Source organism: Micromonospora sp. CB01531 (assembly GCF_001905095.1).
GTDB lineage: Bacteria > Actinomycetota > Actinomycetes > Mycobacteriales > Micromonosporaceae > Micromonospora.
The window spans coordinates 53073-71066 of record NZ_LWLS01000070.1; the positions used below are offsets into that span (position 1 = coordinate 53073).

The following is a 17994-nucleotide window of genomic DNA, read 5'->3' on the forward strand; positions in this document are numbered from 1 at the left end:
GGTGCTGCGGGTCCTGCACAAGGCCGGACTGACCAAGCAGGACGTCAAGCTGGTCGAGCTGCCGAGCACCGGCGACGTCTACGCGACCGCGCTCGCCAGCCACCAGGTCGACGTCGCCCCGATCGGGGGTGTGCAGGTCAAGCGCTACGAGACCAAGTACGGCAAGGATGGCGCCACCACCATCGCCCACGGCCTGCGGGACGACCCCGGCCACCTGTACGCGCCGGTCACCGTGCTGGCCGATCCGGCGAAGGCGGCCGCGATCCGCGAGTACGTGCAGGCGTGGGCGCGGGCCTGGCGGTGGCGCGAGGCCAACCCGGACGAGTGGATCGAGCGGTACTACGTCAAGGACCAGGGCCTCAGCGCCGACGACGGCAGGTGGCTGGTCGAGAACGCCGGCGTGGCCGACATCCCGGCGAGCTGGACCGAGGCCATCGCTCGGCACCAGGAAACCATCGACCTGCTGGCGAAGGAGACCGGCAACAAGCCACTCCGGGCCGAGGACCTGTACGACCGGCGGTACGAATCCGTCGCCGCGGACGCGCTCGCCGCGGGAGGGGCCCGGTGACCGCCTCCGTACTCGCCCGGCCCCGGGCGGCGGCGACCGCGCCCGCCCGCAAACCGAGGCGCCGGCTTAAGCCGGGCCGCCCCATCCCGTTCGGGGCAGCGCTCGGTCCGTTCCTGCTCCTCGCGGTGTGGGCGGTCGGTTCGGCAGCCGGTTGGCTCGACTCTCGTACCCTGTCGGCGCCCTGGACCGTGGTGACGACGGCGTCCGACCTCGTCGCGGACGGCCGACTTCAGGACAACCTGGCCATCTCGGCCCAGCGGGCCGGCCTGGGCCTCGCCATCGGCACCGTCATCGGCACCGTGCTCGCGTTGATCGCGGGACTCAGCCGGTGGGGCGAGGCCATCCTCGACGGCCCGATCCAGATCAAGCGGGCCATCCCGGCCCTCGCGCTGGTGCCGCTGCTCATCCTCTGGCTCGGCATCGGTGAGCAGATGAAGGTCACCACCATCACGCTGGGCGTGCTCGTGCCCGTCTACATCCACACCCACAACGGATTGCGGAGCATCGACAGCCGGTACGTCGAACTGGGCGAGTCTCTTCGGCTGCGGCGGGCCGTCTTCCTCCGCCGGATCGTGCTGCCCGGCGCGCTGCCCGGCTTCCTGCTCGGCATGCGGTTCGCGGTCGTGGGCGCCTGGCTGGCCCTCGTGGTGGTCGAGCAGATCAACTCGACCAGCGGCATCGGCTACATGATGGAGCTGGCCCGCCAGTACGGCCAGACCGACGTGATCATCGTCGGGCTCGTGCTGTACGGGCTGCTCGGGCTGCTGTCCGACGGCGCCGTCCGACTCGCGCAGAGGAGGGCGCTGTCGTGGCGACGCACGCTGGCGGACTGACCGCCACCCGCCCCGTACGGGTCCAGGGACTGGTGCGTGGCTTCGGAGAGCGAACCGTCCTGGACGGCCTCGACCTGGAGGTCGGCGCGGGGGAATTCGTCGCGCTGCTGGGCCGCAGCGGCTCGGGCAAGAGCACCCTGCTGCGCGCGCTCGCCGGCCTGGATGGCGACGTGACGGGCTCGGGCCTGGTCGACGTACCGGAGAACTCGTCGGTCGTGTTCCAGGACGCCCGGCTGCTGCCGTGGCAGCGCGTCCTGGACAACGTCGTCCTCGGCCTGCGCGGGTCGGCGGCACCCGAGCGCGGCCGCGCGGCCCTCGCCGAGGTCGGACTGGCCGGGCGCGAACGGGCCTGGCCCAGTGAGCTGTCCGGTGGTGAGCAGCAGCGGGTGGCGCTCGCCCGGGCCCTGGTGTCCGAGCCGGAGCTGCTGTTGGCTGACGAGCCCTTCGGCGCGCTGGACGCGCTGACCCGGCTGCGCATGCACGACCTGCTGCGCGAGCTGTGCGCCCGACACCGGCCCGCGGTGCTGCTCGTCACGCACGACGTGGACGAGGCCGTCACGCTGGCCGACCGGGTGCTGCTGCTCGACGCGGGCCGCGTCGCGGTCGACCTCGCCATCGACCTGCCGGCGCCGCGGTCGCACCGGCAACCGCAGTTCCTCGCCTACCGGGAGTCCCTGCTGCGGGCGCTCGGCGTCGACCAGACGGAAGGATGACCATGCTGCACCTCAACGCGTTCCTGATGGGTGTCGGCCACCACGAGGCGGCCTGGCGGCTGCCGGAGAGCGACCCGTTCGCGCAGACCGACGTCGAGCACTTCACGCGTCTGGCGCGCATCGCCGAGCGCGGCAAGCTCGACTCGCTCTTCCTCGCCGACAGCCCGGTGTTGTGGAACAGCATCGGGCGGCGGCCGGGCGGCACGCTGGAACCGACCGTGCTGCTCACCGCCCTGGCCGGCGCGACCAGCCACATCGGCCTGATCGCGACCGCCTCGACGACGTACAACGAGCCGTTCAACCTGGCCCGCCGGTTCGCGTCGCTGGACCACATCAGCGGCGGCCGGGCCGGCTGGAACATCGTCACCACGGCCGGCGAGAATGCGGCCCGCAACTTCAACCTGGACGAGCTGCCCGCCCACCGGGACCGGTACGAGCGGGCCGCCGAGTTTGTCGAGGTGTCGCTGAAGCTCTGGGACAGCTGGGACGACGCCGCGCCGCTCGGTGACAAGGACGCCGGGCGGTGGGGCGACGACGACCTGCTCTACCCGCCGGAGCATGTCGGGCGGTACTTCCGGGTGGCCGGCCCGCTGAACGTTCCCCGCTCGCCGCAGGGCTACCCGCTGCTGGTGCAGGCCGGGTCGTCCGAGGACGGCAAGGAGTTGGCCGCCCGGTACGCCGAGGCCGTCTTCACCGCCCAGCAGACACTCGCCGGGGCGCAGGCGTTCTACCGGGACCTCAAGGGACGCGCCGCGCAGGCCGGCCGCGATCCGGACACCATCAAGATCCTGCCGGGCATCGTGCCGGCGATCGGCGCCACCGAGGCGGAGGCCCGCGCGCTGGAGGACGAGCTGGATCGGTTGATCAAGCCCGAGTACGCCCGGCAGCAGCTCGCCGCCACGCTGCGGGTCGCGCCGGAGGTCCTCGACCTGGACAAGGAGCTCCCCGCCGACCTGCCCAGCGAGGACGAGATCGAGGGCGCCAAGAGCCGGTACACGTTGATCGTCAGCCTGGCCCGGCGGGAACGGCTGACCGTACGCCAGTTGATCGGCCGGCTCGGTGGCGGGCGCGGGCACCGCACCTTCGCCGGCACGCCGGAGCAGGTCGCCGACGCCATCGAGGAGTGGTACGGCAGCGGCGCGGCGGACGGGTTCAACATCATGCCGCCGGTGCTGCCGTCCGGGCTGGAGGCCTTCGTCGACCATGTCGTGCCGATCCTGCAGCGCCGCGGGCTGTTCCGCACCGAGTACACCGGGGCGACCCTGCGCGACCACTACGGGCTGCCCCGCCCGGCCAACCAGTTCACGCGGCAGCTCACGGCCACCGCCCGCTGATCCCTGGAAAGGAGAGCTCATGGTCGACTACCGGCCCTTCGGGCGCACCGGCGTACGGATCAGCTCGCTGACGCTGGGCGCGATGAACTTCGGGCAACGCGGCAACCCGGACCACGGGGACAGCATTCGGATCATCCACCGGGCGCTCGACGAAGGCATCAACTCGATCGACACCGCTGACGTCTACTCCGACGGCGAGTCGGAGGAGATCGTGGGCAAGGCCCTCGCCGGCGGGCGGCGGGACGACGTCTTCCTCGCCACCAAGTTCCACGGCCAGGTCGGCGACAACCCGCAGCACCGGGGCAACTCCCGCCGCTGGATCGTCCGGGCGGTGGAGAACAGCCTGCGCCGGCTGCGCACCGACTGGATCGACCTGTACCAGGCGCACCGGCCGGAGCCGGACACCGACTTCGACGAGACCCTGGGCGCGCTCAGCGACCTGGTGCGCCAGGGCAAGATCCGCTACATCGGCACCTCCACATTCGAGCCGTCGGCGATCGTGGAGGGTCAGTGGATCGCGCAGCGGCGCGGGCGGGAGCGGGTGGTCAGCGAGCAGCCGCCGTACTCGATCCTGGCCCGTGGGGTCGAACGCGAGGTGCTGCCCGTGGCCCAGCGGTACGGGTTGGCGGTGATCCCGTGGAGCCCACTGGCCGGCGGTTGGCTGTCCGGTCGCTACCACGCGGGGCTCGACGCCCCGATCTCCCGCCGGGCGGGCCGGTTCCCGGCGCGATTCGACCCGACCCTGCCGGCCAACGCCGCCAAGCTGGCCGCCGTCGACCAGCTGGCCGCCCTCGCCGACGAGGCCGGGCTGTCGCTGATCCACCTGGCGATCGCGTTCGTCCTGGAACACCCGGCCGTCACCTCGGCGATCATCGGACCACGCACCCTGGCACACCTGGAGTCGCAGCTCGGTGCCGCCAAGGTGACGCTGTCCCGCGACGTGCTGGACCGCATCGACGCCATCGTCCCGTCCGGCACCACGCTGAATCCCGCCGACGCCGGCTACCAGCCGCTGTCGCTGGCCGATCCGGCGTACCGCCGTCGCGGCGGGACATCGCCACACCCCACCGGCGGGGCCCAGTGACCAGCCAAGCCGCGGATGTGGTCGTGCTGGTCGGAAACCCGCGCGCCGGGTCACGTACCCGCGGGCTCGCCGAAGCCGTGACCGCGGCGCTGCTGGAGCGGCTGGGGGAGCCACCCAGCGGCGTCCACGTGTTGGAGCTGTCCGAGATCGTCGGGGTTTCCTTCGGGCCCGAGCCGGCGTACGGGGCGACAGCCGGCCCTGACCCGCTCGCGGCGGTGCGGTCGGCGCGGCTGCTTATCGTCGCCACACCGGCGTACAAGGGCAGCTACACCGGGTTGCTGAAGGCCTTCCTGGACCAGTTCGGGCACCGGCAACTGGCCGGCATCACCGCCGTACCGGTGGCCGTGGCCGCCTCACCGGCGCACGCGGACGCGGCGGCGTCGGCCCTGCGCGACGTGCTGGTCGAACTGAGCGCACGGGTCCCGGCGCCGCCGCTGGCCGTGCTGGAGTCAAGGCTGGCGGACGGGCGCGAGATCGCCGCGCAGTGGGCCGACCAGCACGCCGGCGCGGTGGCTCACCACCCGGTCACGGCGGTGTGATGCCGTGCATCGAAGCCGGCGCCTGACCCGGCGGCGTTTCGTGGGCCACCAGCGGGTGTGCTCCGGCGGCTGTTGACGCTCGACGCCCCAGACCCTCATCTCCACCCGCGCGGGCACCCGCTCAGTCCTGTCTTCACCCCTTTACCCCTCCCCGCAAAGGAGCGACCGCATCATGACCTTGCTGACAGTTCGTGGCTGGCGGCGTGGCGCGGCCGGGATCGCCGCCGCGCTGGTGGCCGGCATCACCGCCACCGCACCGGCAGCCGCCGCCACCTCCCCGGTCGACACTGCTCTCGATTGGTATGACGCCACCGCGGCCGCCATCGCGACCGGCACCCGGCCGCAGGTCACGAACAGCCGCGCGTGGGCGATCAGCTGGCTGGCCGCCGCCCGCGCCGTCCGCACCGCACCCACCGGGGCGGTACGCGACTACCAGGACGCCGCGCTCGCGTCTGCCGTACACACCGCGCTAAGCACCCTGATACCGGACAGCGCGCCCACGCTCGACGCGGCACTACGGACCACGCTCGACCGGATCCCCGACGGGCGCGCCAAGGACCGCGGGGTGGCCGCCGGCCAGCGTGAAGCGCGTTCGTTGCTCGCCCAGCGTGCCGGCGACGGACTCGATCCCGCCGCCGTCAACCCGCCCTACCCCACTCCCGAGCCGGGACCCGGCGTCTGGCAGCCCACCCCACCGAGCTTCACCGCCGCCCAGCAGGCCGGTACCCGGTTCGCCACCCCGTTCCTGCTCGACCGCGCGGACCGGTACCGACCCGGGCCACCGCCCGCGCTGGAGTCGGAGCGCTACCGTGCCGACCTCGCCGAGGTCCGTGCGTACGGCGCGGCCGACAGCACGGTACGCACACCGCAGCAGACCGCCACGGCGACGTTCTGGCTCGGCTCCTCGCTGACCCTCTACACCGGGATCCTGCGCGCCGCGCTCGCCCAGTCCACCCGGCCGACCGCCTGGCGGACGAGCCTCGTGGCCATCTTCCACGTCGCACTCGTCGACACCCAGATCACGACCTCCGACGCCAAGTACGCCTACCTGCGCTGGCGACCGGTCACCGCCATCCGGGCCGGCGCCGATGGTGACCCCGGGTGGACGCCGCTGCACGAGACCCCCGCACACCCGGACTACCCCAGCGGACACAACACCTACGCCGGCGCCGCCGAACAGGTGCTCACCGCCCTGGCCGGGGCGCGAGCCCGGGCGTCGTACACCATCACCAGCCCCAGCCAGCCCGGCGCCACCCGTACCTACACCGACTGGCGACGCCCCACCGAGGAGAACGTCGACGCCCGCGTGTGGTCCGGCATCCACACCCGCACGGCGGACGAGGTCGGCGTCCGGCTCGGCCGTGACGTCGCCGCCTACGCCGTCCGCAACGCGGCACGGCTGTTCGCCTGAACAGGCTTACCCGCGGGGCGGCACAAGTCACCGTTCCGCCCCGCGGGCAACGCCCGTTCCCTCCACCTCACCAACCGAACAGGAAGGCCGCCACTGATGAGCCTCGAGTTCCTCTGGTACATCCCGAACCAGGTCCAGCCCGGCCACCGCGGCGACGACGTCGTCGTCGAGAACCACAACAGCTTGCAGACCCTCACCAGCCACGCCAGGGCTCTCGAGGAGCACGGGTGGGGCGGTGCGCTCATCGGGACCGGCTGGGGACGGCCCGACACCTTCACGGTCGCCACCGCACTGGCCGCCCAGACGACAACGTTCCAGCCTCTGATCGCGATCCGGCCCGGCTACTGGCGGCCCGCCAACTTCGCCTCCGCCGCGGCGACCCTCGACCATCTCAGCGGGGGACGAGTGCTGATCAACATCGTGTCGGGCAAGGACAACCTGGCGGCATACGGCGACGGCGAAGGCGACCAGGCCCACCGCTACGCCCGCACTAGGGAATTCCTCCAGATCGTGCGCAAGCTGTGGACCGAGGAGAACGTCACCTACCAGGGCGAGCACTTCAACGTCACCGGCTCCACGGTGGCGCTCCGACCGGTCGTCCGCGGCGAACGCAGGCACCCCCGGCTCTACTTCGGCGGCGCCTCCCCCGCCGCCGAGGAGGTGGCCGCCACCGAGGCCGACGTCCAGCTCTTCTGGGGCGAACCGCTCGACGGCGTGGCCGAGCGGATCGAGCGACTCAAGCAGCTCAGCGAGAAGCTGGGACGCGAGCACGCCCCGCTGGAGTTCGGGCTGCGTGTCACCACCCTGGTGCGGGACACCACCGACCAGGCCTGGGCCGACGCCGAAGCCAAGGTGGCGGAAATGGCGCAGGGCAAGGGCGGCACCGCGCGGGACCAGAACTGGCAGGCCGCCGTCGGTCAGCGGCGGCTGCTCGACCTCGCCGCACGCGGAGAGGTGCTTGACGACAACCTCTACACCACTCCCGGCAGGTTCGGCGGCGGCGGAGCGGGCACCACCTGGCTGGTCGGCTCCGCCGCGGACGTGGCGAGGTCGCTGCGCAGGTACCAGGAGCTTGGCATCACCCACTTCGTACTCTCCGACACGCCCTACCTCCCGGAGATCAAGCGCCAGGGCGACCAGCTCCTGCCGCTGTTGCACGGACCAATCACACCGCCTAGTATTCCCGACTAAACCCACCCGGTTGCTAGGGAACATCGCCGCTGGCTTCGCGCAGTCAAAAAGGCTGTGAATCGTCAAATCCGAGTCGCGTACTCAACTAGCAAAAGGATGTCCCCCGATGCCGTCCGGAGCGCACTCGCGCAACCGGACCTGGCGGTGGCCGCGTACCGACGCGCGGCCGAGCTGCGCGAGCAGGTGGGAGATCGCTACCAGCAGGCGCAGACGCTGGTACGGCTCGGCGGGGTGCACGCCGACACGGGAGACCGACAGGCTGCCCAGGACGTCTGGCGTAACGCGCTCGCGCTGCTGACTGAGATGCAGCACCCGGAAGCCGAGACCGTCACCGGCCTGCTCGCGAAGGTCTCCTGAGCGTGGATGCGCCGCCAACGGTAGCGCCCTGCGGCCGACACGGTGGGGTTCCTCGCCTCGGACGACAGCCGTTGGATGACCGGGCAATCGGTGTGCCAGCTCGACGGGTGTCAACCATGAGCCGTCGCGGTCTCTGCGGCTCGGATCGGCAGCGTACCGTCTCGGAGCCGACGGCCGCTGCGGCCGTTTTTTGCCGCGACGGTCTCGGCGAGGATAGACAGTGCCGTTTCGGCGAGCGATGCACCACCGAGGTCGAGTCCCGCGGGCCCGACAAGTCGGTCAAGGCCTGGCTGGCTTGCCAGCCGTCGCATCCGTTGGGCATGAGTGGCTCGGCTGCCCAGGGCAGCCACATGTCCCGCATCTCCCGCCAGTGCCGCGCGAATGGCCCGGTCGTCTATCCGCGGATCGTGGCTGAGTGTCACGACAGCGTCTTGAGGTCCGAGCGGGTGCTCGGCCAGCCAGATGTCCGGCCATGCACGTTCTACCCGAGCTGTTGGCGGCATCGCACCCGCTGCGACATGGTCAGGCCGAGGGTCCACCACGACCACCGCCCAGTCCAACAGGTGCGCCATCTCTGCCATCACGGCGGCAAGGTCGGTGGCCCCGACGAGGAGCAGTTGCCGACGCGACGGCAGCTGGTCGAGATACTCATCGTCAGCGACGACGTCCTCGGCTATCGGGGTAACGGACCAGCGATACGGTGGTCGCAGCCCGACGCGTACGGTCACCGGCCGATCGTCCGCCAGAGCTTCTGTGATCGCCTCGTGAACCGGGGCGGGTGGCGCGGCTGCGATGAGCACCTCCAGCGTCGCGGTGCAGGCGGGCCGCTCTTCCCAGGGCAGTAGCTGCTCGCCCGGTGACACCGCCAGTATGTGTGGTGCCGCACCGTGCAACACGGACCGTGCTGCTTCGACGACTATCGATTCTACGCAACCACCGGACACGGAGCCTCGCCAGGTGCCGTCCGCGGCGACCGCCATCGTTGAACCCAGCGGCCTTGATCCGGGACCGTTACGGTCCACTAGGCGGGCCAGTACGACCGACTTGCCCGCCCGCCGCTTGGAGTCCACGAACGGCCACACTTCACGCAACACTGACGGCTTCCGGGCGGTCCTGGGCCGCTGCGCGCTCGATGACCCGGCTGAGGCTGATCGGCAGTGTTCGGTGGCGGGTGCCGGTGGCGTGCCACACGGCGTTGGCGATTGCCGCAGCGGTGCCGGCATTGCCGATCTCGCCGAGACCGTTGAATCCGGATGGATCCTGAGGCTCGTAGTCAGCCACGAAGTCGGCCTCGATGGTGGGTACGTCAGCGTGGGCGGAGATGTGGTAGCCGGCGAAGTCGGCAGTGACGAGGCGGCCCGTGAGCGGATCGCGAACGGACTCCTCGTGCAGCGCCATCGACAGGCCTCCGATCATGCCGCCGATCAGCTGGCTGCGGGCCAGCAGCGGGTTGATCACACGGCCTACGGCGAACATGCCGAGCAACCGGCGAACACGCACTTCTCCGGTTGCCGGATCGACGGTGACCTCGGCGAACACGGCACTGTAGGTGTATCGCTCTTCGGCCGGCTGCCAATTGATCAGCGGTGTGGTGTCGACTGACGCGGTGACTGGCCTAGCGGAATCGCCCAGCTTCTCGCGCAGCGCCTTCGCGGTCTCGGTGATGGCAAACGCGCACGATGTCGTGCCTCGGGATCCGCCGGCTCCCGCGGCCAGGCCGAGGTCGCTGTCGCCGATGTGCATGCGGACCCGTTCGGTGCCCACAGCGAGGGCGTCCGCGGCCACGGCGATCAGCGCGGTGCGTGCTCCGGTGCCGATGTCGGTGGCGCCGACCCTGACGGAGAATGTCCCGTCCGTCTCCGCGGTGATCGCTGCAGAGGAGGGAAAGACGCCGGCGATGAACGCGACGGCGGCCACGCCGGTGCCGACGAGGAGGTTGCCCTCCCTGCGGACCCGGGGGCGGGGGTCGCGCTGGGCCCAGCCGAACCGGCGCGCGCCTTCCTGAAGGCATTGGACCAGGCGGCGGGTGCTGAATGGGCGGCCGGACACCGGGCTGACGACGGGCTGGTTGAGCAGCCGCAGCTGCAGGGGATCGATCTGCAGCCGTTCGGCTACCTCGTCGATGGCCGACTCGAAAGCGAACGAACCGGGTGACGCGCCGGGGCCGCGCATGGAGCACGGAGGCAGAAGGTTGAGGGGTACCGCACTGAGTTCCGTGCGGATCGCCGGTGCCGCGTAGAGGGTTCGGGCCTGCTCGGTGCACCACTCGATGTACTCAGCCAGCGGCGACTGTGCGAACGCGGCGTGGTGGTGGATAGCTCGGAGCCGCCCGTCGGCATCGGCGCCGATTCGGACGCGCTGTTCAGTCGGCGGCCGCGACCCGGTTGCCAGGAAGACCTGTCTACGGGTGAGCGCGACCCGTACCGGCCGCTGGAGATGCTCGGCGGCCAACGCTGCCAGGATGATCTGTGCCCCACAGATGGTTTTGGCGCCGAAGCCGCCGCCGACGTGCTCGGCGCGGATGTGCACACGTTCCGGGTCGATGAGGAACAACGAAGCCATCACCTGGGAGATGCCGAAGGGCCCTTGGTTGGAATCGAAAGCGTAGAGATGGCCGTCCTCCCACCACGCAGTCGCGACATGCGGCTCCATGGCGCTGTGGCTCTCTTCCGGTGTGTGGTACAGCTCGTCCACCACCATCGCGGATCCCGCGAGCTCGGCTTCCAGGTCACCGGTGTCGGCCTCCGGGCCGAACAGCGTGGACGCGGGACGTGTGGCGGGATGATTCATGGAGAACTCGATGTCGTGGGGCTTCGCGTCGTAGGTCACCCGCAACGCCGCCGCTGCGGCACGTGCTTGCTCGGGTGTCTCCGCCACCACGAGCGCGATGGGACGGCCAGCGTATTCAATCACCTCGTCCTGCAGCAGCGGGAGGCTGCGGTCGGGGCCGAAGTGGTGGGCGATGTCGGGGTTGAGGCGTCGCGTATTGCGGTGGTCCAGCACTCCCAGAACTCCCGGCTGGGCGAGAGCGTCCGTGGCGTCGATGTCCCGGATTCGGCCGCGTGACACCGCGGCCGTGACCATCCAGCCGTGAGCAAGGTTGGGCATGGGCAGGTCCGCGACATAGTGGGCGGAGCCGCTGACTTTGAGGCGGCCTTCGATCCGAGGTCGTGATTCGCCTACGGCAGCGACGATCTCGTCGGGATTCATCCGTTGCTCTCCTCTCCGGCGTCTGCGGCGAGTTCGGTCAGAACCGCTTCGATCAGGTTGCGGGCGAGCGTCACTTTGTATGCGTTGTCGCGCAGCGGCTCGGCGGCAGCGATCTCCACGTCGGCGGCTGCGCTGATTCGCTCGGCTGTGGCCGGACCGCCGCGCAGCGCGGACTCGGCCAGTCGCGCCCGCCACGGCCGTGACGCCACGCCGCCGAGTGCGAGCCGCACGTCCTGCACCAGGCCCTGCTGGACGTCGAGTGCTGCTGCCACAGAAACGGTGGCGAACGCGTACGACGCGCGCTCCCGGACCTTGCGGTAGCGCGACTTGCTGGCGACCGCGGCCGCCGGTATCACGACTGCCGTGATCAGGGCTCCGTCGGGCAGGGCGGTCTCCCGGTCCGGGCGGTTACCGACAGGGAGATAGAACTCCGACAGCGGGATCTCTCCCGTGCCGTCGAGGGTCTCGTATCGCACCACGGCGTCGAAGGCGCTCAGCGGCACCGCCATGTCCGAGGGGTGAGTAGCCACGCAATGCTCCGTCCAGTCGAGGATCGCGTGGTTGTGGTGGGCCCCGTTGATTGCGGAGCATCCGCTGCCGGGAACCCGCCTGTTGCATGCCTCCGATGGATCGGCGAAGTAGGCGCAGCGGGTGCGTTGCAGGAGGTTTCCCCCGACGGTTGCCATGTTGCGCAGCTGGCCCGAGGCCCCTGCCAGGATCGCCTGGCTCAATGCCGGGTACCGGAGCCGCACCTGCGCGTCGGCGGCGACGGCGCTGTTGGTGGCCGTCGCCCCGAGCACCAGGCCGCCGTCTGGCGTTTCGCCGATCTCGCCCAACGCGAGGCTTCGAATGTCCACCAGGCGGGCGGGTGACTCGACTCCGGCTTTCATGAGGTCGACGAGATTGGTGCCGCCCGCGAGGAACCGCGCCCCGTCGTGCTGGGCTATGAGGTTCAAGGCATCGCGGATCTGTGTCGTCCGCTGATAGGCGAAAGCTCTCATCCGGCCACCGCCTCGCGGGCGGAGGCCTCGAGGATCGCACGCACGATCGACGGGTATGCGCTGCAGCGGCACAGGTTACCGCTCATCCGCTCGCGTATTTCCTCTTCGGTCAGTTCCCCTGCCCGATGCGGTGAGCCGTTGCGGGTGACTGCGCTGGGCCAGCCTGCCGCATGCTCGGCGAGCATCCCGACCGCGGAGCAGATTTGTCCTGGCGTGCAGAATCCGCACTGAAATCCGTCGAGGCGGATAAAGGCCTCCTGGATCGGGCGCAGCTCACCGTCGCCGGCCAGGCCTTCGATGGTCGTGACAGCAGCGCCGTCGGCGGCGACAGCGAGGGTGAGGCAGGAGACCACTCGCTGTCCGTTGACCAGGACGGTACACGCGCCGCACTGGCCATGATCACAGCCCTTCTTCGCACCGGTGAAGTTCAGGTCGTCCCGCAGCGCATCAAGGAGTGTTCTGCGGTTGTCCACCGCCAATCGGTAAGTCTCGTCGTTGACTCGTAGTGTGATCTCACTACGCGTGTCATCGGTCATCGCGATCCTCTCACCACCTTGCTCGAAGCCCACAGGATGGGACCGAATGGCTAACCGCCGGATCTGAATATCCCAATATCTGACCCGCTCGGGTGCGCAGCGAAGACGGGGCTGCGCGGCCGGGGGCCATTTGACAGACGTCATAGACGCTACGTCAGTTCATCGAATCCCTCTTGCACAGAAGTCTTGAACTTCTGCCTGATCCTGCGCGGTTTCTTCGGCGCCCGTGCCGCCATTGGCTCACCGTGCCCGCCACAGCAGGCCGGCGTTGCGGTGCGACTCGGCGTCGGCCGGGCGCTCGCGGCCCGTGGTGGGCGGCCAGCGTTGACGTGTTCGCGATCTCCGCGGCGTCGTATGGCACAGCGCGGCGCCGTGACCGGCCATCGGGAGCTCCGAAGCCGTCCGCAGCTGAGGCTCGCCACGTCTCGGCCGGCTGACGCTGATGGTGCAAACGAGAAACGGTCAGGTGGACCGGCGGCGACTATGCATGCCGGTGAAGGGGTTGGGGAAGCGGGCCGGCGCGCAACGCGTCGAGCAACGAGGCGGCGGTCGACGTCCAGCCGGCGGGTCTCGCCGTTGGCCGAGGTTTTCCTGATTTCGCGGCCAGCGCATCATTTCGGGCGACAGAACAGGTGGGCAGAATCGTGCAGACTGCGGTGGTGATCCCGCCTTACCCCCAGGCCCTCGCGATGTCACAGGTCTTCTCGTCGCGGCCCTGCTGCCCAACGGCGCGAAGTGGCCCGCCGCCGCAACGGCGCCCTGATCTCGCGTCCCCGCGCGCCCGGCTTGGGCGTAGATCAAGCGGCGGGTCGAGATGAGTTCTCTCGACGCTGCGGCAGACCGCGTCGCCGGCCTGGTCCTAGCCGCCGGCGCAGGGCGCCGCTACGGCGGCCCCAAGGCACCGGTGTTTCTCGGGCAGGCGCTCCGCGCGCTTCGGGACGGGGGCTGCGACCCGATCATCGCGGTCCTCGGTGCCGGAGCCCGCCAGACCCGGGCTGCCGTGGATCTAGAAGGTGTTCAGGTGGTCGAGAATCCGGGCTGGGCCGAGGGTATGGCCTCATCGTTACGGCTCGGAATGACCACAGCCGCCCGCATACAGAGAGTCTCGGCCGTATGCGTGCATCTTGTGGACATGCCCGGGGTTTCTGCGACGGCGGTGGCCCGACTGCTGGCGCAGGCACACGCGGGCTGCCTGACTCGCGCCTGCTACGACGGTGAGCCGGGCCATCCAGTGGTACTGGGCCGTGACCATTGGGCTGAGATCGTCGCGACCGTGCGTGGCGACCAGGGCGCGCGCGCATACCTACGCCGGCACGCCGCCCACGTGACCGCGATCGAATGCGGCGACGTGGCCGCCGGATACGACGTCGACGAACGGTGACTGGCCCCCCGGGGCTTGCCCACTCCCCATGCCAGGGGATGGTCATATCTGCACATGCCGCGCCCCGGCCAGGTGAGGCACCGGTAGGGCCGTTCGGATTGACGCCACGACGGATATCTCGACGAGGGTGAACCGAGCTCACGTCTGGCGCCGTCGGTGGACGTCACCGGCGCCCACCGACGGTTCCTCGTCAATGTCGCCGGTCCCGGTGCGGTGGCGCTGGCGTGGGCACTCATCTGCCTGCAGGGTTGGCCAGGTCAGCCGCAGGCCATCGCTGGTTAGGAGCGACTCAGTCAGCAGCAGCGCCACCATCATCCCGGCGACCATGCTGAGGACCGCCAGCGGCGAGAGCGTCGCCAACAGGGGCACGGCCGCCAGCAGGATCAGGGGCACACACAATCTTGACCAGCGCCAGCCGCCGATGACTCTGCCGGCGAACAGGGCGGTGCTGACGAGGTAGCCGGCCACACCACCGGCGAGCGTTCCAGCGCCCAGCAGGCCGGAAGCGTCCTCCTGCCCGATGTGGACCATGGCGGACTCAACTCCGACAGCGGCGAGGACGATACCGGCGATGATCGGAAAGTGCAGGTAGGTGTATCCGTCGCGGGCGGTCGTCGCGCGTCGCCGGCCCCGTTGGCGGGTGAGCGCAAGCCCGGCAGTGCGGGCGAGGCGGGCGAAATACGCCCACCACATGGCGACCGCGATCAGGACCGCAAGGATCGCCCCAGCGAGGATCGGCAGGCTGATCGGTCCGATGGTGGCACCGAACCCGAGTGCGGTGATTGATTCGCCCAGAGCGAGCATGACGACGAGCCCGTGGCGCTCGGCGAAGTGCGCGGCCGAGTTGATGCGTCCCTGCAGGCCCCGGGTCGTGGCATAGGCGACGGCCGGTTCGGTGGCGGCTGCGGCGGACACACACCACACCTGCCCCGGCGAGCCGAGCAGAGCGCCGGCCGTAAGCAGGATGCCGGAGGGCAGCATGGATGCCAGCACCGTCAGCACGACTTCACGCCGCGCCCGTTCGTCGCCGACGGCTGCCAGAAAGTACACCGCGCCATGGGTACACCGGGCGACCAGGTAGGCGCACACGAACACCATCGGCCCGAACAGCCCTCCGTCGCGGTCGTGGTAGGCCTCTGGCACGGCCAGTCCGACGGCGAAGACGGCCATCGTTGCGACGATCATCGCGATGCGGACCAGGCCTTCGTCCGCGCGGGCCTGATTGGCCAGCCAGCTGTACGCCGTCCAGGACCACCACAGCAGCCCGAGGACGGCCAGCCCTTGCAGGATGCCGGTGGCGTCGTGATGCTCGATCATGAGCATGCTCACCTGGATGAATGCGAAGACGTATGCGAGGTCGAAGAACAGTTCCAACGTCGTGACCCGGTCGCCTTCGGCGCTCATGACGACATTTCTTCCGCTGCGGCGGGTCTTAGCGTCATCAGAAGTAAAAGCATGGGTACGCATGGTGTCCCCATCGTTTGGTAGTGCGAGAGCGACGGGGCCGCGCGAGGTTGACGCGCGGCCCCGGCCTGCGGTCAGCGGTCACCGGTTCGGTGGTCGCGTAATCTGCGATGTCCGTGTGGGTCGGCGCCAAGACAGGTGCGGAGCCATCCCGGCCGTCCCTCGGCGCGCTGGTATGTGCGGCCTGCGGCAGACGTAGACGAACGCGGGTGGCATGTTGGCCCACACCGTCTGGCCGCGTACCACTTCCTCGAACCGTTCGCCGAGGCTGCGTCGGAGCCGCCGGGCTGGCGGCATCCAGCGCGTGTGGGTGTACGCGAAGGTGGTGAAGGCGCCGTGCGGGGCGAGGACTGCGGTGACCGCCGTGAGCAGGTCGTCCTGTCGCCCTGGCGTGAAGGCCGCCCACGGGAGCCCGCTGACGATGACGTCGGCGTGGTCGAACTCGCGTACCGTCAGTATCTCGCGCAGGTTGCGGGCGTCGGCGATGGCGAGGTCGACGCCCGGGAAGCGCGCAGCGAGCAGGTCCGCGAACCGTTCGTTGATCTCGATGGCCAGGTGGTGGCCTCGGCCGGCCAACCGCCGCTGGATGGCCTGCGTGAACGCTCCGGTGCCCGGGCCAAGCTCCACCACGACGGGGTCGCCGGTGAGCGGAACCGGTGCGACGACCGCGTCGGCGAGTGCCTGGCTGCTCGGCGCGACCGACGCGACCGTGAGCGGATCGCGGATGAACTCACGTAGGAACTGGCCGCGGTAGTCGACGGTCATCGCCTGCCCCCGCGTTCGGCGGACATGCCGTCCAATGTGCGGATCAACCATTCCGTGCGGACCCGCCGAGCAATCGCACCGATGCGCGTCTGTGGGAACAGCGCGTCGAACCCGTGGACGCCACCCGCCCAAACGTGCAGCTCGGCCTGGCCGCCGGCAGCCCAGATCCGGCTGGCGTAGTCGACATCTTCGTCGCGGAAGACCTCAGCGGTTCCGGCGTCGATGTAGGTGGTTGGCAGGTTGGACAGATCCTCGGCGAGCGCCGGCGAGATGTACGCGGAAACGCTGGCGGGCAGGTCGGCGAGGACCGACCGCCACGCGAACTCGTTTGTCTGCCCGGTCCAGACACCGGGTACGCCGGTGAACTGGCGGCTGGAGGTCGTGCTGTTGCGATGGTCGAGCATCGGGCAGATCAAGATCTGCGCGGCGATCGGGACGGTTTCCCGGTCGCGGGCCAGCAGCGTCACCCCGGCCGCCAGACCGCCGCCGGCACTGGCGCCGGCGACGATGATGCGGCTCGGATCGACGCCGAGCATGTCGGCGTGCTCGGCCGTCCACAACAGGCCTCGGTAGCAGTCCTCGACCAGCGTCGGACCGTGAGCCTCGGGAGCCAGTCGGTACTCGACGGTGACGATCACGGCACCGAACCGGTCGAGCCATTCCAGCGGGATGTCGATGTTGGCGAACCGGTCACCCATGATCATGCCGCCGCCGTGAATCCAGTAGATGCATGGCGCGAGCGCGGTGCGGTCACCGGTCGGGCGGAAGACCGACAGCGCGATCTCCGTGCCGTCGTCAGCGCGGGTGACGAATTCGCCGCGGTCGATGGGACGGCTGTCCAGCAGTGGCTCGACCGGAGCCGAGGAGTATGGGCGTACCTGCGCGAGGGCGTCGGCGTTCAGGATGGATGTCAGCGGCATCTCGGCGAGCAGCGCCGCCAGTTCGGGATCGACGCCGGGACGCGATGTGGTGGTGATCATGATAGTTCGTCCTCTCAGAAGGCGGCCTTGCCACCGACGGGGATCTCGTCGGTGTAGGCCGACTCGGCGGCCAGCAGTGCCTGGAGCCGGGCGACCAGGGTTTGCGCGGGCTCACTGGTGAAGAAGCCGCTGTGTGCCTCGGGGCTGGTCCAGCCCTCCGTGACGAAGATCGTGTCCGGGACGGCCGCGGACCTGCCGACCAGGAACACGACGCAGTCGTCGTTGGCCAGCGACGGCGCGTGGAGCAGGAGGTCGATGACCTCGTCTCCCTTGCCGGGCTTGGCGGTCATCGTGGCGTGGAAGCCGTGTCCGATGTTCATGGTGTGTGCCCCTTGATGGGTCGTGCTCGTTCAGGACGAGAACAATCTCGTCGCAGCGACAGGGGCGGCACATCTGTCATACGACCTCAAGGTCATCGCCTAGCTGTGGCCGGTTACCTAGCCGTCGATGACGTAATGGCACGCGCAGCCCTTCTGGGCAAAGCCCGCACGGGGACCGGTGACGCCGCCGCCGGACCGCGCCTCAGCGGCGATCGTTAGGTCAATTGACAGATGTGCCCCGGCGGGCGGCTGACCGACCATGGGTGTATGTCAGGACAACCGGGGTTGCGCAGACGCGAGGTACGTG

General features: G+C 70.0%; 18 protein-coding genes and 1 pseudogene. 10 read left to right on the forward strand and 9 right to left on the reverse strand.

Annotation, left to right across the window (positions count from 1 at the left end; translation table 11 throughout):
- Nucleotide 1 precedes the first annotated feature (1 nt).
- From A6A27_RS45990 to A6A27_RS18665, 9 genes are all read left to right on the forward strand, one after another.
- Nucleotides 2–568 (forward strand): hypothetical protein, encoded by a 567-nt coding sequence (locus A6A27_RS45990; RefSeq protein WP_241825331.1) that lies wholly within the window; start codon nucleotides 2–4, stop codon nucleotides 566–568.
- Entirely contained in the window at nucleotides 565–1401 is an 837-nt protein-coding gene (locus tag A6A27_RS18630) for an ABC transporter permease (RefSeq protein ID WP_198940357.1), read from the forward strand. Before A6A27_RS45990 ends, A6A27_RS18630 begins: the two co-directional genes overlap by 4 nt.
- Nucleotides 1377–2114, forward strand: coding sequence for an ABC transporter ATP-binding protein (locus tag A6A27_RS18635; protein ID WP_073835893.1), 738 nt, complete (start codon nucleotides 1377–1379; stop codon nucleotides 2112–2114). Before A6A27_RS18630 ends, A6A27_RS18635 begins: the two co-directional genes overlap by 25 nt.
- Before the next feature lie 2 nt (nucleotides 2115–2116).
- On the forward strand, nucleotides 2117–3448 hold the full coding sequence (locus A6A27_RS18640) for an LLM class flavin-dependent oxidoreductase (protein ID WP_241825332.1): 1332 nt from the start codon (nucleotides 2117–2119) through the stop codon (nucleotides 3446–3448).
- A gap of 19 nt (nucleotides 3449–3467) precedes the next feature.
- Nucleotides 3468–4532: an aldo/keto reductase gene (locus A6A27_RS18645; protein WP_073835895.1), complete on the forward strand. Its 1065-nt coding sequence runs from the start codon at nucleotides 3468–3470 to the stop codon at nucleotides 4530–4532.
- A 23-nt stretch (nucleotides 4533–4555) separates the two neighbouring features.
- Nucleotides 4556–5071 carry an NADPH-dependent FMN reductase gene (locus tag A6A27_RS18650; protein ID WP_158074008.1) on the forward strand — a complete coding sequence of 172 codons (516 nt, stop codon included), beginning with the start codon at nucleotides 4556–4558 and terminating at the stop codon, nucleotides 5069–5071.
- Nucleotides 5072–5243: 172 nt separating this feature from the next.
- Nucleotides 5244–6482, forward strand: coding sequence for a vanadium-dependent haloperoxidase (locus A6A27_RS18655; RefSeq protein ID WP_073835897.1), 1239 nt, complete (start codon nucleotides 5244–5246; stop codon nucleotides 6480–6482).
- A gap of 96 nt (nucleotides 6483–6578) precedes the next feature.
- Nucleotides 6579–7673 (forward strand): LLM class flavin-dependent oxidoreductase, encoded by a 1095-nt coding sequence (locus A6A27_RS18660; protein WP_073835898.1) that lies wholly within the window; start codon nucleotides 6579–6581, stop codon nucleotides 7671–7673.
- 96 nt (nucleotides 7674–7769) lie between these two features.
- Nucleotides 7770–8030, forward strand: coding sequence for a hypothetical protein (locus A6A27_RS18665; RefSeq protein WP_073835899.1), 261 nt, complete (start codon nucleotides 7770–7772; stop codon nucleotides 8028–8030).
- 110 nt (nucleotides 8031–8140) lie between these two features.
- Here the strand turns inward: A6A27_RS18665 and A6A27_RS18670 are convergent, their stop codons facing one another.
- The 5 genes and pseudogenes from A6A27_RS18670 to A6A27_RS18685 form a co-directional block, all read right to left on the reverse strand.
- Nucleotides 8141–8893, reverse strand: coding sequence for an XdhC family protein (locus A6A27_RS18670; protein ID WP_241825333.1), 753 nt, complete (start codon nucleotides 8891–8893; stop codon nucleotides 8141–8143).
- An 18-nt stretch (nucleotides 8894–8911) separates the two neighbouring features.
- A pseudogene (locus tag A6A27_RS47535) lies at nucleotides 8912–9124 on the reverse strand (XdhC family protein); the annotation flags it as partial.
- Nucleotides 9114–11240: a xanthine dehydrogenase family protein molybdopterin-binding subunit gene (locus A6A27_RS18675; protein ID WP_073835901.1), complete on the reverse strand. Its 2127-nt coding sequence runs from the start codon at nucleotides 11238–11240 to the stop codon at nucleotides 9114–9116. The pseudogene A6A27_RS47535 and the gene A6A27_RS18675, both read right to left, overlap by 11 nt.
- Nucleotides 11237–12241 carry an FAD binding domain-containing protein gene (locus tag A6A27_RS18680; RefSeq protein WP_073835902.1) on the reverse strand — a complete coding sequence of 335 codons (1005 nt, stop codon included), beginning with the start codon at nucleotides 12239–12241 and terminating at the stop codon, nucleotides 11237–11239. The genes A6A27_RS18675 and A6A27_RS18680 overlap by 4 nt, the downstream gene beginning before the upstream one ends.
- Entirely contained in the window at nucleotides 12238–12777 is a 540-nt protein-coding gene (locus A6A27_RS18685) for a (2Fe-2S)-binding protein (RefSeq protein ID WP_073835903.1), read from the reverse strand. The genes A6A27_RS18680 and A6A27_RS18685 overlap by 4 nt, the downstream gene beginning before the upstream one ends.
- Nucleotides 12778–13591: 814 nt before the next feature.
- Here A6A27_RS18685 and A6A27_RS18690 point away from each other — a divergent pair.
- Nucleotides 13592–14158 carry a nucleotidyltransferase family protein gene (locus A6A27_RS18690; RefSeq protein WP_073835904.1) on the forward strand — a complete coding sequence of 189 codons (567 nt, stop codon included), beginning with the start codon at nucleotides 13592–13594 and terminating at the stop codon, nucleotides 14156–14158.
- A 138-nt stretch (nucleotides 14159–14296) separates the two neighbouring features.
- Here A6A27_RS18690 and A6A27_RS18695 read toward each other — a convergent pair whose 3' ends face one another.
- The 4 genes from A6A27_RS18695 to A6A27_RS18710 form a co-directional block, all read right to left on the reverse strand.
- Complete coding sequence (locus A6A27_RS18695) at nucleotides 14297–15562, reverse strand: low temperature requirement protein A (RefSeq protein WP_073835905.1); 1266 nt, start codon at nucleotides 15560–15562, stop codon at nucleotides 14297–14299.
- A 141-nt stretch (nucleotides 15563–15703) separates the two neighbouring features.
- Nucleotides 15704–16387 (reverse strand): class I SAM-dependent methyltransferase, encoded by a 684-nt coding sequence (locus A6A27_RS18700; RefSeq protein ID WP_073835906.1) that lies wholly within the window; start codon nucleotides 16385–16387, stop codon nucleotides 15704–15706.
- Nucleotides 16384–17367, reverse strand: a complete 984-nt coding sequence (locus A6A27_RS18705; protein WP_073835907.1) for an alpha/beta hydrolase — start codon at nucleotides 17365–17367, stop codon at nucleotides 16384–16386. The genes A6A27_RS18700 and A6A27_RS18705 overlap by 4 nt, the downstream gene beginning before the upstream one ends.
- A 14-nt stretch (nucleotides 17368–17381) precedes the next feature.
- On the reverse strand, nucleotides 17382–17687 hold the full coding sequence (locus tag A6A27_RS18710) for a putative quinol monooxygenase (protein ID WP_073835908.1): 306 nt from the start codon (nucleotides 17685–17687) through the stop codon (nucleotides 17382–17384).
- Nucleotides 17688–17994 lie beyond the last annotated feature (307 nt).

Bases quoted from the DNA above. Each gene is read 5' to 3' on its own strand.
- A6A27_RS18645 (WP_073835895.1), top strand. From the start codon at position 3,468: ATGGTCGACTACCGGCCCTTCGGGCGCACCGGCGTACGGATCAGCTCG.
- A6A27_RS18680 (WP_073835902.1), bottom strand. From the start codon at position 12,241: ATGAGAGCTTTCGCCTATCAGCGGACGACACAGATCCGCGATGCCTTG.
- A6A27_RS18690 (WP_073835904.1), top strand. From the start codon at position 13,592: ATGAGTTCTCTCGACGCTGCGGCAGACCGCGTCGCCGGCCTGGTCCTA.
- A6A27_RS18660 (WP_073835898.1), top strand. From the start codon at position 6,579: ATGAGCCTCGAGTTCCTCTGGTACATCCCGAACCAGGTCCAGCCCGGC.
- A6A27_RS18655 (WP_073835897.1), top strand. From the start codon at position 5,244: ATGACCTTGCTGACAGTTCGTGGCTGGCGGCGTGGCGCGGCCGGGATC.
- A6A27_RS18705 (WP_073835907.1), bottom strand. From the start codon at position 17,367: ATGATCACCACCACATCGCGTCCCGGCGTCGATCCCGAACTGGCGGCG.
- A6A27_RS18640 (WP_241825332.1), top strand. From the start codon at position 2,117: ATGCTGCACCTCAACGCGTTCCTGATGGGTGTCGGCCACCACGAGGCG.
- A6A27_RS18675 (WP_073835901.1), bottom strand. From the start codon at position 11,240: ATGAATCCCGACGAGATCGTCGCTGCCGTAGGCGAATCACGACCTCGG.
- A6A27_RS18685 (WP_073835903.1), bottom strand. From the start codon at position 12,777: ATGACCGATGACACGCGTAGTGAGATCACACTACGAGTCAACGACGAG.
- A6A27_RS18665 (WP_073835899.1), top strand. From the start codon at position 7,770: ATGTCCCCCGATGCCGTCCGGAGCGCACTCGCGCAACCGGACCTGGCG.
- A6A27_RS18700 (WP_073835906.1), bottom strand. From the start codon at position 16,387: ATGACCGTCGACTACCGCGGCCAGTTCCTACGTGAGTTCATCCGCGAT.
- A6A27_RS18695 (WP_073835905.1), bottom strand. From the start codon at position 15,562: ATGAGCGCCGAAGGCGACCGGGTCACGACGTTGGAACTGTTCTTCGAC.
- A6A27_RS18710 (WP_073835908.1), bottom strand. From the start codon at position 17,687: ATGAACATCGGACACGGCTTCCACGCCACGATGACCGCCAAGCCCGGC.